This is a genomic window from Streptomyces sp. NPDC085932 (assembly GCF_044540525.1).
Lineage (GTDB): Bacteria > Actinomycetota > Actinomycetes > Streptomycetales > Streptomycetaceae > Streptomyces > Streptomyces levis.
This window is the reverse complement of sequence record NZ_JBITSJ010000006.1, coordinates 390,453-411,235: the sequence shown is the minus strand read 5'-3', so window position 1 is coordinate 411,235 and position 20,783 is coordinate 390,453. Positions and strand designations below refer to the sequence as shown.

Annotated in this window: 14 protein-coding genes; 7 read left to right on the top strand and 7 right to left on the bottom strand. The window is 70.3% G+C overall.

The window, feature by feature from the left end; translation table 11 throughout:
• Positions 1 to 328: 328 nt before the first annotated feature.
• Positions 329 to 1,273: a universal stress protein gene (locus ACIGAQ_RS28975; protein WP_399787872.1), complete on the bottom strand. Its 945-nt coding sequence runs from the start codon at positions 1,271 to 1,273 to the stop codon at positions 329 to 331.
• 230 nt (positions 1,274 to 1,503) lie between these two features.
• Here ACIGAQ_RS28975 and ppdK point away from each other — a divergent pair, with 230 nt between their 5' ends.
• From ppdK to adhE, 4 genes are all read left to right on the top strand, one after another.
• On the top strand, positions 1,504 to 4,200 hold the full coding sequence (gene ppdK / locus ACIGAQ_RS28970; RefSeq protein WP_399787869.1) for a pyruvate, phosphate dikinase: 2,697 nt from the start codon (positions 1,504 to 1,506) through the stop codon (positions 4,198 to 4,200).
• A 135-nt stretch (positions 4,201 to 4,335) separates the two neighbouring features.
• On the top strand, positions 4,336 to 4,722 hold the full coding sequence (locus ACIGAQ_RS28965) for a hypothetical protein (protein ID WP_399787866.1): 387 nt from the start codon (positions 4,336 to 4,338) through the stop codon (positions 4,720 to 4,722).
• 90 nt (positions 4,723 to 4,812) lie between these two features.
• Entirely contained in the window at positions 4,813 to 5,460 is a 648-nt protein-coding gene (locus tag ACIGAQ_RS28960; RefSeq protein ID WP_311678382.1) for a CBS domain-containing protein, read from the top strand.
• 225 nt (positions 5,461 to 5,685) lie between these two features.
• Positions 5,686 to 8,328, top strand: coding sequence for a bifunctional acetaldehyde-CoA/alcohol dehydrogenase (gene adhE / locus ACIGAQ_RS28955; RefSeq protein WP_399787863.1), 2,643 nt, complete (start codon positions 5,686 to 5,688; stop codon positions 8,326 to 8,328).
• 515 nt (positions 8,329 to 8,843) lie between these two features.
• Here adhE and ACIGAQ_RS28950 read toward each other — a convergent pair.
• On the bottom strand, positions 8,844 to 9,755 hold the full coding sequence (locus ACIGAQ_RS28950) for a universal stress protein (RefSeq protein ID WP_399787860.1): 912 nt from the start codon (positions 9,753 to 9,755) through the stop codon (positions 8,844 to 8,846).
• A 668-nt stretch (positions 9,756 to 10,423) separates the two neighbouring features.
• Here ACIGAQ_RS28950 and ACIGAQ_RS28945 point away from each other — a divergent pair.
• Positions 10,424 to 11,209 (top strand): DUF1963 domain-containing protein, encoded by a 786-nt coding sequence (locus ACIGAQ_RS28945; protein WP_399787857.1) that lies wholly within the window; start codon positions 10,424 to 10,426, stop codon positions 11,207 to 11,209.
• Positions 11,210 to 11,353: 144 nt separating this feature from the next.
• On the opposite strand, the gene ACIGAQ_RS28940 is transcribed toward ACIGAQ_RS28945, so the two are convergent.
• The 5 genes from ACIGAQ_RS28940 to ACIGAQ_RS28920 all read right to left on the bottom strand — a co-directional run bounded on the left by ACIGAQ_RS28940 (position 11,354) and on the right by ACIGAQ_RS28920 (position 16,462).
• The gene (locus ACIGAQ_RS28940) at positions 11,354 to 11,479 is read right to left on the bottom strand and encodes a hypothetical protein (RefSeq protein ID WP_399787855.1); all 126 of its coding nucleotides are present in this window, start codon (positions 11,477 to 11,479) and stop codon (positions 11,354 to 11,356) included.
• Positions 11,480 to 11,702: 223 nt separating this feature from the next.
• Complete coding sequence (locus ACIGAQ_RS28935; protein ID WP_399787852.1) at positions 11,703 to 12,374, bottom strand: hypothetical protein; 672 nt, start codon at positions 12,372 to 12,374, stop codon at positions 11,703 to 11,705.
• A gap of 12 nt (positions 12,375 to 12,386) precedes the next feature.
• Positions 12,387 to 14,630: a glycoside hydrolase domain-containing protein gene (locus ACIGAQ_RS28930; protein WP_399787849.1), complete on the bottom strand. Its 2,244-nt coding sequence runs from the start codon at positions 14,628 to 14,630 to the stop codon at positions 12,387 to 12,389.
• Positions 14,631 to 14,815: 185 nt separating this feature from the next.
• On the bottom strand, positions 14,816 to 15,220 hold the full coding sequence (locus ACIGAQ_RS28925) for a hypothetical protein (RefSeq protein ID WP_399787847.1): 405 nt from the start codon (positions 15,218 to 15,220) through the stop codon (positions 14,816 to 14,818).
• Between the two features lie 183 nt (positions 15,221 to 15,403).
• Positions 15,404 to 16,462: an ArsR/SmtB family transcription factor gene (locus tag ACIGAQ_RS28920; protein WP_399787844.1), complete on the bottom strand. Its 1,059-nt coding sequence runs from the start codon at positions 16,460 to 16,462 to the stop codon at positions 15,404 to 15,406.
• 1,104 nt (positions 16,463 to 17,566) lie between these two features.
• Between ACIGAQ_RS28920 and ACIGAQ_RS28915 the strand changes: the two genes are divergently transcribed.
• Both ACIGAQ_RS28915 and ACIGAQ_RS28910 read left to right on the top strand, forming a co-directional pair.
• Positions 17,567 to 18,382, top strand: coding sequence for an SAM-dependent methyltransferase (locus tag ACIGAQ_RS28915; protein WP_399787841.1), 816 nt, complete (start codon positions 17,567 to 17,569; stop codon positions 18,380 to 18,382).
• 727 nt (positions 18,383 to 19,109) lie between these two features.
• Positions 19,110 to 20,435 carry an alpha/beta fold hydrolase gene (locus ACIGAQ_RS28910; protein WP_399787838.1) on the top strand — a complete coding sequence of 442 codons (1,326 nt, stop codon included), beginning with the start codon at positions 19,110 to 19,112 and terminating at the stop codon, positions 20,433 to 20,435.
• Positions 20,436 to 20,783 lie beyond the last annotated feature (348 nt).

Sequence of the window (20,783 nt, the reverse complement as noted above, 5' to 3'; positions counted from 1 at the left end):
ACAGGTCCTCTCGTCGATCGGTCTCGTCACTGAAGATGCTCGTCGTGCGGGTCCGCGGCGAGGAGTGCCGGACAGGGCACCCGGCGGTCCCGTGCGGCCCCGGTCGGCCGGGACCTTCGGCCCCCGGCTTCCTCAGCCGCGCGCGCAAGGGGCGGGGCCGTCGTGGAGGGAGGGGAAGTCGCACCGCGACGGTCGCGCCGTGGCGGGAACGCCGCGGCGCCGGTGGCCCTTCGCGCTCGCGCCGCGGTGCCGGTGGCCCTTCGCGCTCGGCGGGCCGGTCCGGACCGGCCGTCTCGGCCGGCGGGCACCGGCCGCCCGGTGCGCGGTGTCAGTCGTGCGGGACGACCGCGACGGGACATCCGACGTGGTGCAGGACGGCGTGCGTGACGGGCCCCACGTGGACACCGACCTGGTGATCGATGCCGCGCCGGCCCACCACCAGGAGGCCTGCGTCCTGGGCGGCCTGCGCCAGGACCACCGCGGCTCGGCCCTCGGTGACCGTCTCGGTCACGGGGACGGCCGGGTACTTCTCCCGCCAGGGGCGCAGCACCGCCGCCACGGTGCGCTCCTGGTCAGCCAGCACCTGGGCCTGCGGCCGGGAAACGGCAGGAGGGCCCTCGGGGGACGCGGACACCAGGGGCACCGACGGAGCGGGGGCGGGCCGGAAAGCGGTCCGGAAGGTGTGGACCACTGCCAGGCCGGTGCCACGCCGGCGGGCGGCGTCGAAGGCAAACTCGATCAGTTCGTCACACGGACGGTCCGTCCGCAGCCCGAGAACGACCCGGCGGTAGGGCGTTTTCGGTATCTCCTCCGGGGCGACGCCGTCCGTGGGCGGCAGGTGCTCGTCGGCGGCGGACCGTCCCGCGCGCACCAGTACGACCGGGCGGGTGGACCGGCTGACGATGCGCTGGGACACGGAGCCCGTGAGGAAGCCGGCCAGGGCTCCGAAGCCACGGGAACCGAGGATCAGCAGGTCGGTGTCGGCCGCGACCTCGAGCAGTCCGGACACCGTCGCGTCGCACACGAGTCGGTCGGTGATCCGCAGTTGCGGGTGCGCGACGCGGACGCTGCGTACGGCCTCGCGAAGGACCTGGTCGGCCCGCTCGCGCTCGGTGCCGTCCATGGGGACGTACGGCGCGGGGCGAGGGTGACGGTGCCAGACGTGGACCACGCCGAGTCCGGTTCCTCGCCGCTGAGCCTCCTGAGCCGCCCAGTGCGCGGCGGCGAGCCCTTCGGCTGATCCGTCGATCCCCACCACGATGTCGTGCTGCATGACGTGTCCCCTCCCTGGTCGCGAAGCTCCGAACGGCTTCGAGCCTCACCCCGGGCGTGCCGGAGGTCCACGGGCCGTGCAGCCCCGGCAGGGCGCCGATGGTCCCCCGGACGACAGGCGCGGATCCGGGCCGACCGGTCCCTGATGCGGGACGGCCGGCACCTCGCGTCGGGCACGGCCCTCTTCGACGCTGGAGTCATCACGCCCCAACGTCTGAGGAGCACAGCGTCATGGTCCGTTACGTGTACGACTTCACGGAGGGCGGTCGTGACATGGCTGATCTGCTCGGCGGCAAGGGATCGAACCTGGCGGAGATGACCCGGCTCGGGCTCCCCGTACCGCCGGGATTCACCCTCACGACCGAGGCCTGTCGCGCCTTCCTGGAAACGGGCAGCGAACCCGCGGGCCTGTGGAGGGAGGTCTCCGCCCACCTGGCGGCCCTCGAAGCCTCCGCCGGCCGTTCACTGGGGCAGCCGGACGACCCGCTGCTGGTGTCCGTCCGTTCCGGCGCGAAGTTCTCCATGCCCGGCATGATGGAGACCATCCTCGACATCGGCCTCAACGACGACTCCGTCCTCGGGCTGGCCAAGGTCTCCGGCAGTGAACGCTTCGCCTGGGACTCCTACCGCCGCCTCGTCCAGATGTTCGGCAGCACGGTCATGGGCGTCGACTCCTCCCGCTTCGAGCGGTCCCTCGCCCTTCTCAAGGTCCGGCGCGGCGTCCAGGACGACGTGCACCTGACGGCATCCGACCTGGCCGAGCTGGTCGAGACCTACAAGAACCTGATCCACCTGGAGACCGGTGCCCACTTCCCCCAGTCCTCCGCCGAGCAGTTGCGCCGGGCGGTCATGGCTGTCTTCGAGTCCTGGAACGGCGAACGTGCCCGCCTGTACCGGCGCCGTGAGCACATAGCCGACGACCTGGGCACCGCCGTCAACGTCCAGCGCATGGTCTTCGGCAACCTCGGCTCCGACTCCGGCAGCGGCGTCGCCTTCACCCGCGACCCGGCCACCGGTCGCCCCGGCCTGTACGGCGACTACCTGCCCGACGCGCAGGGCGAGGACGTCGTGGCCGGCATCCGCAACACCGTGCCGCTGGCCGAGCTGGAGCGTCTGGACGCCACGTCCTACGACGGGCTGCGCACGCACATGCGCACTCTGGAACGCCACTACCGGGACCTGTGCGACATCGAGTTCACCATCGAGCGCGGCACCCTGTGGATGCTCCAGACGCGCGTCGGCAAGCGCACCGCCGAGGCGGCCTTCGTCCTCGCCGCCGCACTGGCCGACGAAGGGCTCATCACCCCGGACGAGGCATTGGACCGGGTGAGCGGCGAGGGCCTGGCCCGGCTGATGTTCCCCCGGTTCGACACCTCCTCGACCGGTACCGCACTGGCTCACGGGGTCCCGGCCTCTCCCGGTGCGGCGGTCGGGGCCGCGGTCTTCGACTCCGCCCAGGCCGTACGCCGCGCAGCGGCAGGCGAAAAGGTCGTGCTCGTCCGTCAGGAGACCACGCCCGACGATCTGCCCGGGATGATCGCCGCCCAAGCGGTCCTCACCAGCCGGGGCGGCAAGACCAGCCACGCGGCCGTCGTCGCACGCGGCATGGGCAAGGTCTGCGTGTGCGGCGCCGAGGAACTCACCGTGGACACCGAGGCCCGCCGCTTCACCGCCGCGGACGGCACCGTGATCAGGGAAGGCACCATCGTCTCGGTGGACGGCTCCGCCGGAGCGGTGTACGCGGGTCCGGTACCGCTGGTGGACTCGGCGGTCATCCGATATCTGGAGGACGGTACGGGTGACGGTGGCGCGCGGGGCGTGGTCGACGCGGTGGCACGGGCTCTGGTACGCGCCGACACCGTACGGCGCCTGGACGTGCGGGCCAACGCCGACACCCCCGAGGACGCCGCACGGGCCCGCCGGTTCGGAGCGCAGGGCATCGGTCTGTGCCGCACCGAGCACATGTTCCTCGGCGAGCGCCGCAAACTGGTCGAGCAGATGATCCTGGCCGGCACGGACGCGGAGCGTGAGGAAGCCCTGGCGGATCTTCTGCCGCTGCAACGGCAGGACTTCGTCGGCATCCTGGAGGCCATGGACGGTCTGCCGGTCACCATCCGGCTGCTGGACCCGCCGCTGCACGAGTTCCTGCCCGATCACACCGAACTGGCGGTGCGGATCGCCTCCGCTCAGGCCCGTGGTGAGGAGCCGGACGCGCACGATGTCGAACTGCTCAGTGCCGTGAACCGCATGCACGAGGCAAATCCGATGCTCGGGCTGCGCGGTGTGCGCCTGGGGCTGGTCGTGCCCGGCCTGGTCGTCATGCAGGTCCGGGCGATCGGTGAGGCCGTCGCCGAGCGCCTGCTGGCCGGTGGCACACCCAAGGCCGAGATCATGGTCCCGCTCGTCGGTGACGTCCGCGAACTGCGCCTCGTACGTGAGGAGGTGCAGCGAGTGCTGGCCGAGGTCTCACGGGCGGCCGGAGTCGCCCTCGACTGCCCGGTCGGCACCATGATCGAGCTGCCCAGGGCCGCCCTGACGGCGGGCCGGATCGCCGAGGAGGCCGAGTTCTTCTCCTTCGGCACCAATGATCTGACCCAGACGACCTGGGGCTTCTCCCGCGACGACGTGGAGGCGGAGTTCTTCTCCGCCTACCTGGACAAGGGCGTCTTCTCCACCTCCCCCTTCGAGACGCTCGACCGCGAGGGAGTCGGCCGGCTGGTGGGCATCGCTGTCGCCGAGGGCCGTGCCGCCCGCCCGGACCTCAAGATCGGGGTGTGCGGTGAGCACGGCGGCGACCCCGACTCGGTGCACTTCTTCCACACCGCCGGACTGGACTATGTCTCCTGCTCGCCGTTCCGGGTGCCGGTGGCGCGGCTGGAAGCGGGCCGGGCAGCGCTGGAGGGGACCGAGGGAAGCGACAGCAGGTGACCCGGAGACGGGGCCGCTCGGCCCTCAGGGCAGGGACCGACCGCTCCTGCCTCCAAGGGCCGGTCGCCCCTGGGACGAGAGCGGCCGACGCAGCAGGCTCGAGGCGACGCAGAACGATCACAGGGAGTGGAGCACATGACTGCCAAGGACATCGGTGCCCGCGGGACCACCGTCGCCGTGCTGATCCGCGCCGACGGCGAGGTGGGGCGGGAACATCTCGCCTACCTCCAGGAGAAGGTCGCCGCTGCTGTGGACCGCCCCGGCCTGCCGCCCGTGAACGGTGAGGTGCGCGTCCGGAGGGCATCGGCCCATCACATCGAACTGCCCTGGTCCGGCCGCACCGACATCCGGGTCGGCAACGACCTCGTCGTCGTCCACGCCCGCGAGGCGAGCGCCCGGGAACTCGCCGACCGGCTCCACGACAGGCTGCGCTCCGCCGTCGAACGCGTCGCCCACCGAATCAACACCGACCGCCGGGCGGCCGCCCCGCCCCCGTGGCGCGGCGGCCGCCCGCAGAAGTAGGCGCCACGCGGCGCCCTGCCGACTGGTGGGGAGCCGGAGCCGGCCCAGGCTCCGCCCCTCCCCGGCCCGCGCTGGTGAAGGAGATCCGCCATGACCGCTCACGTTGTCGGCGAGGTAATGACCAGGGACGTCGTCCAAGCACGCCGGACGACACCGTTCAAGGAGGTCGTCCGGTTGCTCGACCACCACCGGATCAGCGGACTGCCGGTGGTCGACGCCGATGACAAGGTCCTCGGCGTCCTGTCCGGCAGCGACCTGGTGCGTTGCCAGGCGTACCGGGAGGGTACGGCCCCTCCCCCGGCCGTGACCGCGGGCGACGTGATGTCGAGCCCCGCGATCACCGTCCATCCGGAGCAGACCGTGCCGGACGCCGCCCGGCTCATGGAACGCCGCGGTGTCGAACGGCTGCCCGTGGTCGACGAGGCCGACCGTCTCATCGGCATCGCCACCCGTCGCGACCTCCTGCGGGTCTTCCTGCGCGCGGACGACGACATCCGCCGCCAGGTGACCGACGAGATCGTCATCACCGCGCTGGATCTGCCGTCCGACGCGGTCCGCGTCTCAGTCCGCGACGGCGTCGTCACCCTGGAGGGCCGGGTGGACGCGCGCAGCCAGGTGCCGGAGCTCGTGCACGCCGTCTGGCGCCTCGACGGCGTGGTCGGCGTAGTGAACGGCCTGGGCTTCGTCACCGACGACTGCGAGTCGCCCACCCCGTCCCACCGGGCCGCGAGCCCGTGAGCGCAGTGGCGGAGCCCGGTCGTGCCATGGCTCCATCGGACCGGGGGCCGACGGTCCCTGCCGCGCCGGGCCGGACGGGCACGCGAGGGGCCCTTCGGCGCCTGCCACGGCACCGGGATCCGCCGCAGAGTGGAGTCGGGGAGGGGCGCCGGTCCCCCGCGCTGTTCCTCCCGCACCGAGCCGCCGCATGAGCACGGCGGCCCCTGACAACGGAGGCACACCACCATGACCCGACAGGACACGCGGGCCGAGGACCGCGCCGGGACCGACGCCCCGTCCGACACCGCGGTCGCCGTGGACCGTCTGGTCACGGCCGGTCTCAAGGCACTCGCCGACTATGAGGCCTTCTCCCAGGAACAGGTCGACCACATCGTCAAGAAGGCGTCGGTCGCCGCCCTGGACCAGCACACCGCGCTGGCCCGCCTGGCGGTCGAGGAGACGGGGCGTGGTGTCTTCGAGGACAAGGCCGCCAAGAACATGTTCGCGTGCGAGCACGTCACGCACAGCATGGGCCACATGAAGACCGTCGGAGTCATCGGCCGGGACGACATCGAGGACATGGTGGAGATCGCCGAACCGGTGGGTGTGGTGGCCGCGGTCACCCCCGTCACCAACCCGACCTCGACCACGATCTTCAAGGCGCTGATGGCGCTCAAGACCCGGAACCCGGTGATCTTCGCGTTCCATCCCTCCGCCCAGCAGTGCAGCACCGAAGCGGCCCGCGTCGTGCGGGACGCGGCCGTCGCCGCCGGAGCGCCTGAGCACTGCGTGCAGTGGATCGAGGCTCCGTCCGTCGAGGCCACCCGCACGCTCATGCGTCACGCGGGCGTCTCGCTGATCCTCGCGACCGGCGGCAACGCCATGGTCAAGGCCGCCTACTCGGCCGGCAAGCCGGCCCTCGGGGTCGGTGCCGGCAACGTCCCGGCCTACGTCCACCGCAGTGCCAAGCTGCGCCGGGCCGTCAACGACCTCGTGCTGTCCAAGTCCTTCGACAACGGCATGATCTGCGCTTCCGAACAGGCCGCCATCCTGGACACGGAGATCTATGACGCGGCGATCACCGAATTTCACGCCCTGCACGCCCATCTGGCCACCCCGGACGAAAAGGCGAAGCTGGAGACCTTCCTGTTCCCCAGCACCGGTCATTCGGGCGCCGGCTGCGAACCCAAGGTCAACGCGGCCGCCGTCGGGCAGAGTCCGGCGTGGATCGCCGAAAGGGCGGGCTTCTCGGTGCCGGCAGACACCTCGGTCATCCTGGTCGAAGCCGAACGGGTCGGCCCGGACGAGCCGCTGACCCGGGAGAAGCTCTGCCCGGTCCTCGCGGTACTGCGCGCCGAGGACGAGCACCGCGGGTTCGACCTCGCCGCCGACATGGTCGCCTTCCACGGCCAAGGCCACAGCGCCGTCATCCACACCGAGGACGCGGCGGTGGCGGAGGCGTACGGCACACGGATGAAGACCGTACGGATCATCGTCAACTCACCGTCCTCACAGGGCGCCATCGGCGGCGTCTACAACGGTCTGCTGCCCTCGCTCACGCTGGGATGCGGCTCCTGGGGCAGTACGTCGGTGTCCAACAACGTCTCCGCCGCCCAGCTCCTCAACATCAAGCGAGTCTCCACCCGCCGCAACAACCTCCAGTGGTTCAAGGTCCCCCCGAAGATCTACTTCGAACCACAAGCCATCCGCTACCTGACCTCCATGCCGGACGTCCACCGCGTCACCGTCGTCACCGACGCCACCATGACCCGCCTAGGGTTCGTCGACAGGATCAGCCGCGTCCTGCAACGGCGTCGCGAACCGGTCACCCTCCAGATCATCGACAACGTCCAGCCCGAACCCAGCATCGACTCCGTCCAGCACGGCGCCGACCTCATGCGGGACTTCCGCCCCGACACGATCATCGCACTGGGCGGCGGCTCCCCCATGGACGCCGCCAAGGTCATGTGGTTGCTGTACGAGCAACCCGGCATCGACTTCGCGGACATGCGGCAGAAGTTCTCCGACATCCGCAAGCGCGCCTTCCGCTTCCCCACCCTCGGCAGCCGGGCCCGCCTCGTCTGCGTCCCCACCACCTCCGGCACGGGCGCCGAGGTCACCCCGTTCGCCGTCATCTCCGACCCCGCGACCGGCAAGAAGTACCCACTCGCCGACTACGCCCTCACCCCCAGCGTCGCAATCATCGACCCCCTCCTCACCACCGCCCTGCCCCCGGCGCTCGCCGCCGACAGCGGCTTCGACGCCCTCACCCACGCCATCGAGGCCTACGTGTCCGTCTACGCCAACGACTTCACCGACGGCCTCGCCCTGCACGCCATCCGCCTGATCTTCGACCATCTCGAGGCGTCCGTGAACAACCATGCAGACGCCGCGGAAGCGCGGGAGAAGATGCACAACGCCGGCACCATCGCGGGCATGGCCTTCGGTAACGCCTTCCTCGGCATCGTCCACGCCATGTCGCGCACCCTCGGCGCCACCTTCCACATCGCGCACGGACGCACCAACGCCGTCCTGCTGCCGCACGTCATCCGCTACAACGGCACCGTCCCGACGAAGCTGACCGGCTGGCCGAAATACGAGAACTACCGTGCCCCCGAACGCTTCCAGGACATCGCCCGCACCCTCGGACTGCCCGCGGCCACTCCAGCCGAGGGCGTGGAGTCCCTCGCCGCAGCCGTCGAGCGACTGCGCGACTCCGTCGGCATAGAGCCGACGTTCCAGGCCCTCGGCATCGACGAGCGCGCTTTCCTCGACGCCCTGCCCCAGCAGGCCCTCAACGCCTATGAGGACCAGTGCGCGCCGGCCAACCCGCGCATGCCGATGCTCGACGACATGCAGGAGCTCATGCGCACGGCGTACCACGGCTGAACACGGCCGTGCCGCAAGCCGCCGCGCGGGAACCTGACAGCTTCCGCGCGGTGGCTCCGCCGTGCCAGGCGGGACCGACTGACGGACCGCGGGGTCGCACGGGCCCTCTTCACACGGGCCATGAGGCCTGTCAGCCGTCCCACGTCCAGTCGGCGACCTCGGGCAGGTCGACACCGTGCTCGTGGATACACGCGTGGAAGCGGAACCAGGCGCCCTCCGATTCCTGACGCACGGCCACCGCGCGCACCGCGAGACCGGGGTGACGCGGTCGATGGCCGGCTGGTTCCGGACACCCCTCACTCTCCCGGACCTCACCACCACACAACGACGCCATTGATCCACACTCCAGCGCCTCGACAACCCCGATCCACAGGGGACCTTCGGCCACCACCGGAGGAAAGGAAAGGCCCACCTGTATGCGGCGGTGTCTTACCAACCGCGTGCAGGTGGGCTGAGGATCAGTCAGAGGGGGCCCTCGCGGGGGGCGTTCGCTGTCCTGGGCGGTCCTCTCTCGATCAGTCGTGTGCGATCACCGCCACCGGGGCGACGGCATGGTGCAGCAGCGCCTGGGTCACCGGACCGATATGAGCGCCGACCGGCGCATGACGGATCTGCCTGCCGACCACCACGAGGGCGGCGTCGTAAGAGGCGTCGACCAGGTGGCGCCCGGCACCACCGATCGTGGCCTGCGCGCTGACCTCCACGGTGGGGTACTTGTCCTGCCACGGTCGCAGGACATCGGACAGTTCGCTCCGTACCTGCTCGGCCATGCCGTCATTCAGGTCGGGCATGAGCTCGCCGCCGTAGTAGTAGGGCGGCAGTGTCCAGCCGTGGATGATCCGTAGGCGTGAGGCGCGTCGTGAGGCGGCGTCGAACGCGAAGTCGATCACCGCGTCGTTGGGCCTGAGCAGGTCGAGCCCCAGGACGACGTCACGGGGGTGGGTGACGCCGGTGGCTTGGCGTTCCGAAGTCTCCGTCGGCGCCTCGTGCTCCCCGTGCTCGGCAGCACGGACGAGGACGACGGGTCGCTCGCATGAGGCCAGGACGGCATGCGAGACGGAGCCGAGCAGGAATCCGGCCGCTTTGCTCAGTCCGCGCGAGCCCAGTGCCAGCAGCTCGGCGGCCTTCAGCAGAGCCGGGACGGGCAGACCGGGTATCTCATCCGTGTCGATCCGCAGCCCGGGGTGGGCTTCGCCGACGCGGGAGCACGCCTGGGCCAGCAGTCGCTTTGCCGATGCCCGCTGCAGGTCGCTCGGCGGCACCGGCACGCCGAGTCCGGTCGTCGGCGCGAAGGCGGGGGCTTGCCATTCCCACGCGGTCACGAGTCGCAGAGGCAGGTCCCTGAGCTGTGCCTCGCGCGCGGCCCAGTCCGAGGCGGCCAGGCTCGCCGGCGAGCCGTCCAGTCCGACGGTGATAGTGCGGGTCATGGAAATCCTCCTTCAGGCTGCTTCGAGTCTTGGTCCCGTCAAGCGGTGCGGGCAGGGGCCACTGGTCCTTGCTCAGGAGCCGACCGTCCCGGAACCCGGCTCTCCGGTTGCCGCCTGCCGCTGCCACCGCCACCCGCCACGACAAGTTCGACGTGGTCATCGATGCCATCCCCTCCCCCACCATCTGGCTCCGTACATGCGTGCGACCGTCCCGGGTCAACTGGCCTCTCGGACGCCTGGAGCGCGACGACGGCCGCTGCCGCTTCGTGCTCGACAAGGTCGGCGTTGCTCTCCGGCAGTCGGAAGGGCCCGAGCACCGGGAGGCTGCGGCGCAAGTCCGTCGAGGCAGAGCTGCCGGGGCATCAGGCCTGCGTTGATGAGATCCTCGCCCTTCAACGCATCTGCGGTCAGCCGACCGTGCTTCCGTCTTGCCGCAAGTGGATCACGCCGACGTACCGGAGACCGCCATGGCCGCGGCACAGATGTGGGCGCGCGGTCCCGCCGAATCCGGCATGCGCGATCGACGAGGACATCGCCATGGCGGTGAACGACGGTGCGTTGAGGCCCGTGCCGCTCGGTCCGGCACGTCACTGCAGGTGCGCTAAGTGCCCCTGCCGACGACGGAGTTGAGTCAAGCAGTGTCAGTGGGTGCTGGAATGATCGCGAGCATGACCAATCCGATCGTGGCAGAGCTCGTTCTGAGGACGGCAGAGAAGCACGGCGTTCCCGGAGCGGTAGCACACGAACTGCTGGCGGACTCCCGGCCGTGCCTCCACCTGGTCCCCTTCCAGGACCTGACGCCCGCCCAGCAGCAACAGGCCCGGCCCGCCGCGCGCACGGGAGGCCTCCCCTGGCTGCCGGACGGCGTCGACTGGCCCGATGGGCACGAACCGCTGGTACTGACCATCGATTGCGCGGCGCTCCCCCACGACGCCCTGGACATCGAACTGCCGCGAGACGGAAGCCTGTTGTTCTTCACCGAGATCGAGTACGAGCCGGAGTCGTCGGTGATACTCCACGTTCCCGCCGGCGTGCGGACCACACAACGCTCGGCGGCGTATGAGCTCAACGGGGAGCCGGAGCAGGTCCGGGTCTACCAGCCGGACGTCCTGTATCCGGTGCCGGGACTGACCGTCTCACCCGACTGGCGCGACGCCCCGGTGACCAGCGCCTTCCTGGACAGCGACGCAAACCGCGACGACATCCTGGACGATTTCGAGGAAGCCGTGCGCACAGCGGCAGCAGGCGGCGCCTCGCACGGAGTCGCCGTCCAACTGGGCGGATACTCCACGCCTTGGCAGTCAGCGCCGGACGAAGGCGACCTCGTCCTCCTTGCGCAGATCCACGGTCAATCGATCGACCTCAACGTCTACACCCAGACCCTCGTCGTCGGCACCCGCGAGGACATCGCCGCACGCCGGTATGAAGCCTTGGAGTTCGAGCAGCAAGTCTGAACAGCCACCGATCTCCCCTCACCACTCCGGCTCCCCTGTCTGCCCACCCGACTGCCCTGCTCGATAGGGCCATTCGGCAACGTGGTCGGGGCCTTACGCACAGGGCGCCCTGCCGAAGCCTCCTCGCGACCAGTGGTGAGGCCTCTACGGCCAGCCGGGCGGGTTGGGGCCGCAGCAGGCGACCGTCTGGGACTGATCGGCGCCGGCGAGCGGCGCCACCGCCAGGACAGCCGCCAACGCCACGAACAGGCCGAATACAGCTTTGCGCACTGTCTCCTCCTGTGTTTCCGGGCCTCGACACCGCTGGCTCCCACTCCAGCCGCCGCAGCAGGCCAGAGCGTCCCCGTCGGCATTTCGAAACGTAGACCGTGCTAGGGACATCACATCCCTGACAGATGTCAGGGCGGTAGCCACACCGGAGGCTGGACCGGCAGGCCCGCTTGAGTGAGGCCTCATCGGCCCCGTCACGGCCTCCCCACCCGCCTGGACCGGGTCAGGCACCCAGCAGGAACACCCCCGCGCCCAGCCCGGGGGCCTGAGTCCAGCCCCTGATCCGGTCGGCCAGGCGGCGCAGCCGGGGATCGCCGGGGCGTACGTCGATCTGGAAGTGCGCCGCGTGCGGTCGGCGCAGCCGTCCGCCCCAGGCCACCACTCCCCCGCATTCCCGGACGATGTCCCGCACCACAGCTTCCTGGTGAGGGAACAGGACACCGGTCGCGCCGAGCGGGTAGGCGTCCGGGCGCACCGCGACCGCGGTGCCGGAGGCGTAGTTGGTGGTGTGCCCGGTCAGCCCGGCGGCGGGCCGGTGCCCGGCCAGTTCACGCGGGCCGACCTCCTCGACCTCGTAGTGGAAGCGGCGTATGACGTGGACGAGCACCACCGAAACGTCGCCCTCCCGCAGTGCGACGGAGGCCGGGGTACCCGGTACCGGCAGGGTGGTGATGCCGGTGCCGGTGACCGGCCAGCCGTTGGCGCTCCTGCCGCCCGGGGTGGCGCTCCCACCGTCCGCGGCGGCGGCCGGTGCCGGGAGGGAGGCGGTGAAACCGGCCGTCGCCCCCGCCAGTCCCGCCAGCAGGAAGGAGCGCCGTGGCAGCGCCCCGCGGGTTCCTTCCGCGGTGTCACCCGGGTCTTCGTCTCTGCTGCCCGCTCTGTCGCTGGTGTTCATGCCGGTTCCCCCTCAGGCACGCAAGGCCGCGTTGAAGCGTTCGAAGATGTTGTAGAGGTCGCGCGCCCTGCGCCCGTACTCCTGGGCGTCCTCGTTGGTGCCGTTGTAGCGGGCGAGCACCGCGACGTTGTCGGCGTCGGAATAGCGCAGCCGATCGGTGGTGACGCCGACGAGGTGGGCGGAGTGGATGTGGACCAGGGCGACGGTGCTGACGTTGTAGTCGTCGTCGTCCCGCAGCCGCTGCCAGATCTCCCGTCGGGCGCGCCAGTCCTCGGGGTCCAGGGTCGTACCCGGGATCACGCCTGCGCCGACGCAGTGGTTGCGGGCCCTGATCGCGGTCCTGCCGTAGATCTGGGCGACCCCCGTGCTGGAGTCGTCCTTGATCACCGCCGGCGCGGGGGGCGGCTGGCCGACCGGGTTCTGCTGCCAGAGCTCGTACGCCTCCCACCATCGGAAGTAGGCCGCGACCAGACCGTCCACGGCGTCGTCGGTGAAGTCCGCCTGGTACTCCCAGAACGTCACGGCCTGGATGAGCGACTTGCGCATCCGGAAGGACCGGGCGAGGCCGGTGATCAGCGCGTCCATGTCCAGGACCTTGGTGATGCATTCCCGGGGTGTGCGATCCCGGTACCAGTCGTCGTGGCCGTTGTCCTCGATGTAATGGACCAGATCGGTGGCGAGGGCACCCCATTGGGACATGTCGAAGGCCACGTCGAGTGCCGTGTCCGGTCCGCGGGGCGTGAACTGGTTCTGCCCGCGATCGCGCCCGGAGGCGACGTTCTTGTCGATCTCGATGAAGCCGTCACCTGAGCCCACCGTGACGGTGGCGATCTGGTCGAAGGCCCAGTCCTTCGGCAGCGGGAAGCCCAGGTTGCCGCTGTAGCCCGTCGACATGTCCGATACGAAACTTCCCCTGGTCAGACCCGCCTTGGCGAGGCGGCTGCAAATGTTGCGGGGGGCGTAGACGCCGATGCGGTACTCGCTGCCGTAGCCGGCCATGCGGTCGGCCAGCGCGCGGAAGTGCGGGATGACCCGGCTGGTCACCTCGTCGTCGACGGCGTCGTAATCGACGGAGAAGTAGATGGTGGTGCCGGGCAGGAAGCCGTGGCCCCGGGCTGCCTCCAGGGCCGCCAGCGCGTCCTGCGCGCCCTGCTGGGCGTTGAAGTACTCCGGGTCGCCGCCGTTGGTCTGGAAGATCGGGAAGACGGTGAGTCCGCCCGCGACGATGGTGGCGAGTTCACCGGGCTGGATCTTCTTGTTCTTCGCGTTCGGGACGCTCGCGTTGGTCAGATACCGGCCCACCGTCGTGTACCCGGCGGCCCGCAGCGCCTGGGCCCGGGCCGGAGTGATGGTGGTGATGCAGTCGCACGCGGTGCCGGGTCGACTCGGGTCGCCGGTGCTGACCAGCAGCGACGCCCAGGTGCGGAAATCGGCGCTGCCGTTGGCGGGCAGCAGCTGGGCGAACCGCTGGAACTCCGTGACGGTGTCGGCGAGCGCCCCGGAGTAGCGGCCGTCGAACGCGACGTCCCAGCCGTTGAACCGCAGGGCCGCCTGGAACAGGTGCACGAACTGTTTGCTGCCGTCGACCGAACCGATGCCGAGGACGGCCTGGGTCCTGATGCCCTCCTGGGTGCCCGGCCCGAAACGCCCGTTGGCCACGTCATCGGTCATGCCGATCTCGTACTGCAGGGCGAAGATGAGGGCCTTCTGCACGTCGCGGGAGAAGTTCCCGTCGCACGGGCAGATGAAGAACTCCCGGCGGTTGACGTACCGCCCGTTGAGCCACTGCTGGATCGTGCGCACCTGCTCGGTGCCGTTGCCCACCCGGACGTAGGGGTCCATGGTGAGCAGCGCCTTGAACACCTTGGGCTGGAGCCCGCTGCCCGGATACGCCCCGCCCACGCCCATGTCGGACTTGAGCTCGGTCACCGACTCGGCGACCCGGTCGTTGTACACGCCGTCCATGCCGCCGCCGTCGTACCCCTTGCAGTACAGGCCCGACTGGATGATCCGGTAGACATTGCCGTGCCGGGTCAGGTCGTCGATCTGCGGCCCGAACCGGGACTGGAGCGTGCTCAGCGTCGTCGGCCCGAAGCTGTCCGACAGGGCGGTGATTCCCAGCTCGTGCTGGAGCGCCCGGGTCAGGGCGAACATCACGGTCCAGCTGGTCCGCCCGTTCACCTCCACCTTGGGGATGCCGGGCACGTTGTAGGAGTTGATGAACCGCTGCGCCAACTCCACCATTTCGTCGGCCATTGCGCCTCCTCTTCGTCGGTGGGGACGTCCGGCCCGGTCCTGGTGCTCGCCGCCCGTCGCGGAACTGTGTGCTGGACCCGGCCGGCCCGTCGCAGAGACAGCACTCGGTGGCCGGGTTCTGGAAGCGGCACGTGCCCTCCGTGGAAGACGTGGGCCTCTCACTGGGCACGTGCCTGGCGGGAGCTCTAGCAGAGCGGGAGACCGGGGATACGGCCGTCGTTCACACCGCCGCTGATGTAGACGACGGGCAGCCAGACCCGCTTGTTGCCGCTGTCGTCGTCCGTGCGCGCCCAGTAGTGGTTGTAGTAGCTGCCGTAGCGGTACTCGTGGCCCCACTGCTGGCAGTAGAAGTAGTTGGTACCCGCGCGGAGGATCCCGGCCGGGATGCCGTTGCAGCTGTCGGTCTGGTCGGTCGTGGTGCACCACCAGGTGGACGCCGTCTTCCAGACGTTGCAGTTGTACTTGCCTCCGCCGATGGAGGTGCAGCCGGCGGCCGGCGCGGCCTGGGCCGTGCCGCCCAGGCCGGCCAGCGAGGCCGCGGCGATCATCGCTGCGGACGAGAGGACGGTGACAATTCGGCGCAGGGCCATGACTGTTTCCCCCTGAGAGTGTGGTCTTCGCAGTGATGTGGCGTCGTCCGCGCGTCCGGCCTGGTGTGCGGGGCGCGCACGGCGACGGTGTGGGGGTCGGTCGAGCCCCCATGCGTCCCTGCCAGCTTGGGGGTGGGCACACCGGGCGAGCCACCGTTTTCAGCGGAGGCCGAAACTCGCGGGTCAGGACGGCGAGGGCACACGAGTGCCGCACAGCAGATCCGCACCGAGCGGCGTGAGGGTGTGCAGCACCTGATTGCCGTCGCGCCGGCTGTGGACCAGGCCGGCGGCGGCGAGGACGTGCACGTGCTGGCTGGCGGATGCCGGCGAGATCCGTAGTCGGCGGGCGAGTTCGCCCGTGGTGGCGGCATCGTGGAGCGCCGCCAGCGTGCGCGCCCGGGTGCGGCCCAGCAGGGCGGACAGCGCCTGCGGGCTGGTGCCGGACGGATCGGCCACGGCCCGGTAGGTGCTGTGGTCGACGGGGAGGACGAGAACCGGGCGCAGTTCGGGATCGGCCAGCGCGATAGGCGTGCGGCGACAGAAGTAGGACGGGATCAGCCGCAGCCCTCGCCCATCGAGGCGCAAGTCGCGGTCCACGGGATAGTCGACGCGCAGTACGGGCGGTTGCCATCGCACGAGCGGGCCCAAGGAGCCGAGCAGCCCGTGCACTCCGGCGTCCCGCACCGTCCGGGCCCGCCGGGCGCGGTCTCCTTCGGCCCGGGCCTCGGCCTCCGTCCACTCCGGGACGATCACACTGTCGTGCACGGCCCGGATGACGCCGGTGAGGTCGGCCATCCCGTCGCGATCACCGCCGGCGAGGTTCCTCATCCACACGGGCACCGAACGACGCCGGGCCGCACCGTTGCCCGTGAGCTGTGCCAGCTCATCTCTCAGTCTGCGGGGCGGGGTACTGCGGATGGCCTCCAGCCCCACGCGGAGACCCTCCTGGGCGGCCGTGGGCGTGAGGAAGTCCGGGAAGTAGCCGCGTGCGGGAAGCAGTGCGCTGAGCATCCGCACGGCCCCGACGAGCCCGCGCTGCCCGACGACGCTCGTGGCCCGCCGCCGCCAGCCCTGCATGGCGGGCATCACCTGTACGGAATAAGTCAGTTGCTGAACACCGAGCATCGTTTCCCACAGCGGGTCCAGTCTGGTCGCGACGGTGACTCTTGCCAGATCCTCGGCGGTGAAGTGGACACGTAACAATGCGTGTTCCCCCTTGAAAGCGCCTCGCGTGCCGGTCATGAGTGAGACTTCCGAAGGCACCCGAAGAGTTGTACGCAGGGTGCCTCCTGGTGCGCATCGAGCCGGACCGGCCGCGCAGCAGACCGAGCAGCGACGGGGGTCATCTCATGAACGCACCACCGAGCAGCTCCTGACACGGCCTCGTCCCGGAGCATCTTCGCCACGGGACGGGTCGATGAGACTCGGCCGAAGAGGAACCACTCGGCCGCCACCATCCCGGCGTCAGATCCACCACGCAAAGCCCCCTTGCCGCAGGGGATCCGCGTCCCGCAAAGGCAAGCACGTACACGGCGAAATCATTGCACCGAACGATAGAACCTCAGCCCCTGCCCGTGACGTGACGCGTGTCGTCCAGTTGCAGTGATGACAATTCAGCGGAATGCAATCAACCACGGAGAATAAATGCTGAATGCCATGACATGGGTGTTTATCGTAGGGGCATCACTATGCTCTATTGGGTCCGTATTCCTATCCGACGCCCACCGTCGGCTGAATCACACCGACGCGGCTGAGCTGCGTCGTCGCCGCCTTCTGGTTGCGGCACTACGGAACGACGTCTGCGCCCGGCACCGTATCCCGTCGCATCGTCGGCCCGAAGGGTGCAGGTCGCCGCTCTGCGACCGTAAACCCGGGACAGCTGCGGCTGTTGACGCAGGTACGCCTGTCTGGACCGAGCCCGGCGAAAGTCGTCCACTGCCTGCCCGCCACGTCTTTCGCCGGCTGCCCCACGCACGGCAGAGCCAGCCGCCGCTTGAAGTGGTCGGTGCATACGCACCGCAGGACCGCCTGGGGCAGAGTGCCGAGAATGGATCGCTGGCCGTACGTCAGCCGGATATCCGACCGCTCGCATTCAGGGAGTCGTTGAACGAGGGCGCCGGCGGCGGCGAGCCGGGATCGGGCGTGTAGAGCACGAGGATCTCGTGGCACCTGCCGGGACGGCATCCGACCGACTGGCATCGGGCCGAGACGCGCGGGTGGCGGCGGAGCCGCTGCGGAACCCCTGCTCGGGTGCGTCGAATTCGCGAACTGCCCTACTCATCAGGGGTGTCGGACCATAGGTTGTAAGCCGAACTCCTCACCTCGGCTGAAAGACAGACGCCAGACATGACCGACCACGCGACCCCACCCGGACCGGCAGCGCATCAGAACATCGACACCTCGGTGCCGCACTCGGCCCGTATCTGGAACTACTGGCTGGGAGGGAAGGACAACTACCCGGTCGACGAGCAGGCCGGCGACGCCTACACCGCCGTGTTCCCCGGCATCATCACCATCGCCCGCAGCAGTCGCGCCTTCCTGCGCCGCAACATCACGTACCTGGTCGCCGAGGCGGGCATCCGCCAGTTCCTCGACGTCGGAACAGGGCTTCCGACCGCTGAGAACACCCACGAGGTCGCCCAGCGGATCGCCCCGGAGTCCCGGATCGTGTACGCCGACAACGACCCGATGGTGCTGGCACACGCCCGAGCCCTGCTCTACTCCACGCCGGAGGGGGCGACCGCCTACGTCGACTCGGACGTGCTCGCCCCGGACCGCATCCTGGCAGCCGCCGCGGACACATTGGACTTCAGCCGGCCGACCGCCTTGATCCTCAGCAACATCCTGGGCCACGTCCCGGACTACGACCAGGCCCGCTCGATCGTCACCCGCCTGATGGAAGCACTGCCGTCCGGAAGCTACCTCTCCATCAACGACGGTTCGCGAGGCATCGACCCGGTCTTCGAGCAGGCCCAGGACGCGTACAACGAGAGCGGCGCCGTTCCGTACAACCTGCGCACCGTCGAGCAGATCACCTCCTTCTTCGACGGGCTGGAGCTCCTGGACCCCGGCGTCGTCTCAGTCCCCCACTGGCGACCCGACCCCACCGACCCGGCCCCCGAGATCATCGCCGAACACGGGGGCCTCGCCCGCAAGCCGTGACCGCGCCATGGTGCCGTCATGCGAGGTGGCGCGGGCGCCGTCCGGGCCGCCTCGGGGCAGCCGCCGTCAAAGGTCCCCGCAGGGGTCATACCCGCACAGACGGACAGCAGGGGGCAACCGCGTCTTCCCGCGGCTGCCCCCTGAGTCATTGGCGCCAACCGGCCCGAGAGTGGGTGACTTCCGGTCAGGCCATGAGGTGCTGCGCGAAGAAGCGGCGGTCGTGTGAGCACCTCAGGAGGCCATGGCCGCCTCAAGGCTCAGAGCAGGGCGCCGACGCCGGCCTGCGCGGTCGCGTGGTCGGCTCCGTCGGCATGGTCCGGTACCTGCGCAGGTCCTCCTGAGTTCGGGGCGGCTCGTAGGTGAGCTTTTCCCCACGGTGGCCCGACGGCCCGCTTCCGCCGCGCTCGGAAGGTCCGTTGCGGTGGCGTCAGGTCCGTTGAGGTGGCATCCGGCATGACGTCTCCCCTGGCCCCTCACCCAGCCGACCCGAAGGTGATTTACCGATTCGTCGATCGACAGCCCTCGCACGGCACCTTACCGAACCGTGACCTACCGGGGGCTACCCCGGGTAACACCTCCACGACTACGGTGCTGACACTTCGTCCAACAGCGGTGTGGGGCGACGGATGGACGACCGCGGCTCCACACCGCAGGCCCCTCCTCATGCGCCGTCGTCGCCCGAGCCGCAGCCGAGAGCTCGGCCTCCCCACCGCCTCGGAGATCCGCCATGCCCGTTTCCTCACGTCTGCTGGCCGCAGCCGTCACGACCGCCACCTGCCTGTGCGCCACGACCGCAACCGCCGCAGCTGCCCCGCAGACCGACCCCGTCGTCTCGCGCGGCGTCACCATCCCGGCCTTCTACACCCCACCCGCGGACCTGCCCGCGGCAAACGGCACCGTGGTGCGCAGCGAACCGCTTCCCCTCGCGCTGAGCCTGCCCGGCCTCACCGGACCGCTGCCCGGCACCGCCACCCGCCTGATGTACAAGTCGACCGACTCCAACGGCGGCCCGGTCGCGGTCACCGGCGCCTACATCGAACCCTCGGCCACCTGGAGGGGCACTGGAGCGCGCCCCCTGGTCGTCGTGGCCCCGGGCACGATGGGACAGGGTGACCAGTGCGCCGCGTCCCTCGGCCTGCAACGCCCCCTGCTGGTCAACGGCAAGACGCTGTCGGTCGGTTACGAGAACCTGGCGGTCTACCGCCTGCTGGCCCGGGGCATCGCCGTGGTCGTCACCGACTACGCGGGGCTCGGCGCCACCGACCGGCTGCACACCTACGTCAACCGCGTGGACGCGGGGCACGCCGTCCTCGACGCCGCTCGCGCCGCGCGCTCCCTGAGCGGCGCCTCGGTCACACCGGCCTCGCGCGTCGCGCTGTACGGCTACAGCCAGGGCGGCGGCGCCACCGCGGCGGCAGCCGAACTCCAGCCCTCCTACGCCCCCGACGTCACCCTCGCCGGCACGTCCGCAGGCGCCCCGCCCGCGGACCTGATCGAGGTCACGAAGGCCATCGACGGCAGCGAACTGGCCGGTGCCCTGGGCTGGTCGGTCAACGGTTTCCTGCAGTCGGCCCCCGAGTTGGCGCCGATCGCCGACACCCACCTGAACGCGGCGGGCAAGGCGGCCCTGAAGGACCTGTCGACCATGTGCGTGGGTGACGCGCTGCTGTCCTACAACGGAGCGCGCAGCACCAGGTGGACCGTCGACGGCCGTTCACTCGCCGAGATCATCAACGCGCAGCCGGCGCTGAAGGACTTCCTCGACGACCAGCGCATCGGCACCCTGAAGCCCGCCTCCCCCGTCCGGGTCGCCACTGGCACCAGCGACAACCTCGTACCCCACGCCCAGGCGCGCCGGCTCGCGGCCGACTGGTGCACCAAGGGTGCCGACGTGACCTACGAGCCCGTCGCCCTGCCCGACCTGGGCAGCGCCCTCATCAACCACTTCACACCACTGCTCACCGATCAGGGTGACGCCATCGGCTGGCTGACCGACCGGCTCAACGGCAAGCAGGCCACCTCCAACTGCGCGAGCCTGCCCCAGCGACCCTGACGTCCCCCGAGGCGGGGCGGGAGAAACGGGTCGACGGCGAAGTCCCGTCACTCTCACCACGACGGGACACCACCGTCAGCCCCACCCCAGGGGGTCGAGGCCGCGCCCTCTCGCACGGGGTGCGATGCCGACCGGCGTCCCGGGGAGGCTCGCGCGTGGTGCCCACGACGGATACCGGGACAGCGTCTGCATTCCCGGCCCACGAGCTTGCCCGAGCTCGCCCGGCATCCAGCGGATGACGCACCGGAAGGGCAGCCGCCCGGTTCGGCGCTCACGCCACCGAACCGGGCGGGCCGGAGAACCACATCCCAGGCAAGGCCGTGAACGCCCGGGCGGCCCGCGCCGCCT

Coding starts and splice junctions, on each gene's coding strand:
- ACIGAQ_RS28910 (WP_399787838.1), top strand. CDS start 19,110: ATGCCCGTTTCCTCACGTCTGCTGGCCGCAGCCGTCACGACCGCCACC.
- ACIGAQ_RS28930 (WP_399787849.1), bottom strand. CDS start 14,630: ATGGCCGACGAAATGGTGGAGTTGGCGCAGCGGTTCATCAACTCCTAC.
- ACIGAQ_RS28920 (WP_399787844.1), bottom strand. CDS start 16,462: ATGACCGGCACGCGAGGCGCTTTCAAGGGGGAACACGCATTGTTACGT.
- ppdK (WP_399787869.1), top strand. CDS start 1,504: ATGGTCCGTTACGTGTACGACTTCACGGAGGGCGGTCGTGACATGGCT.
- ACIGAQ_RS28950 (WP_399787860.1), bottom strand. CDS start 9,755: ATGACCCGCACTATCACCGTCGGACTGGACGGCTCGCCGGCGAGCCTG.
- ACIGAQ_RS28965 (WP_399787866.1), top strand. CDS start 4,336: ATGACTGCCAAGGACATCGGTGCCCGCGGGACCACCGTCGCCGTGCTG.
- ACIGAQ_RS28935 (WP_399787852.1), bottom strand. CDS start 12,374: ATGAACACCAGCGACAGAGCGGGCAGCAGAGACGAAGACCCGGGTGAC.
- ACIGAQ_RS28975 (WP_399787872.1), bottom strand. CDS start 1,273: ATGCAGCACGACATCGTGGTGGGGATCGACGGATCAGCCGAAGGGCTC.
- ACIGAQ_RS28915 (WP_399787841.1), top strand. CDS start 17,567: ATGACCGACCACGCGACCCCACCCGGACCGGCAGCGCATCAGAACATC.
- ACIGAQ_RS28960 (WP_311678382.1), top strand. CDS start 4,813: ATGACCGCTCACGTTGTCGGCGAGGTAATGACCAGGGACGTCGTCCAA.
- adhE (WP_399787863.1), top strand. CDS start 5,686: ATGACCCGACAGGACACGCGGGCCGAGGACCGCGCCGGGACCGACGCC.
- ACIGAQ_RS28925 (WP_399787847.1), bottom strand. CDS start 15,220: ATGGCCCTGCGCCGAATTGTCACCGTCCTCTCGTCCGCAGCGATGATC.
- ACIGAQ_RS28945 (WP_399787857.1), top strand. CDS start 10,424: ATGACCAATCCGATCGTGGCAGAGCTCGTTCTGAGGACGGCAGAGAAG.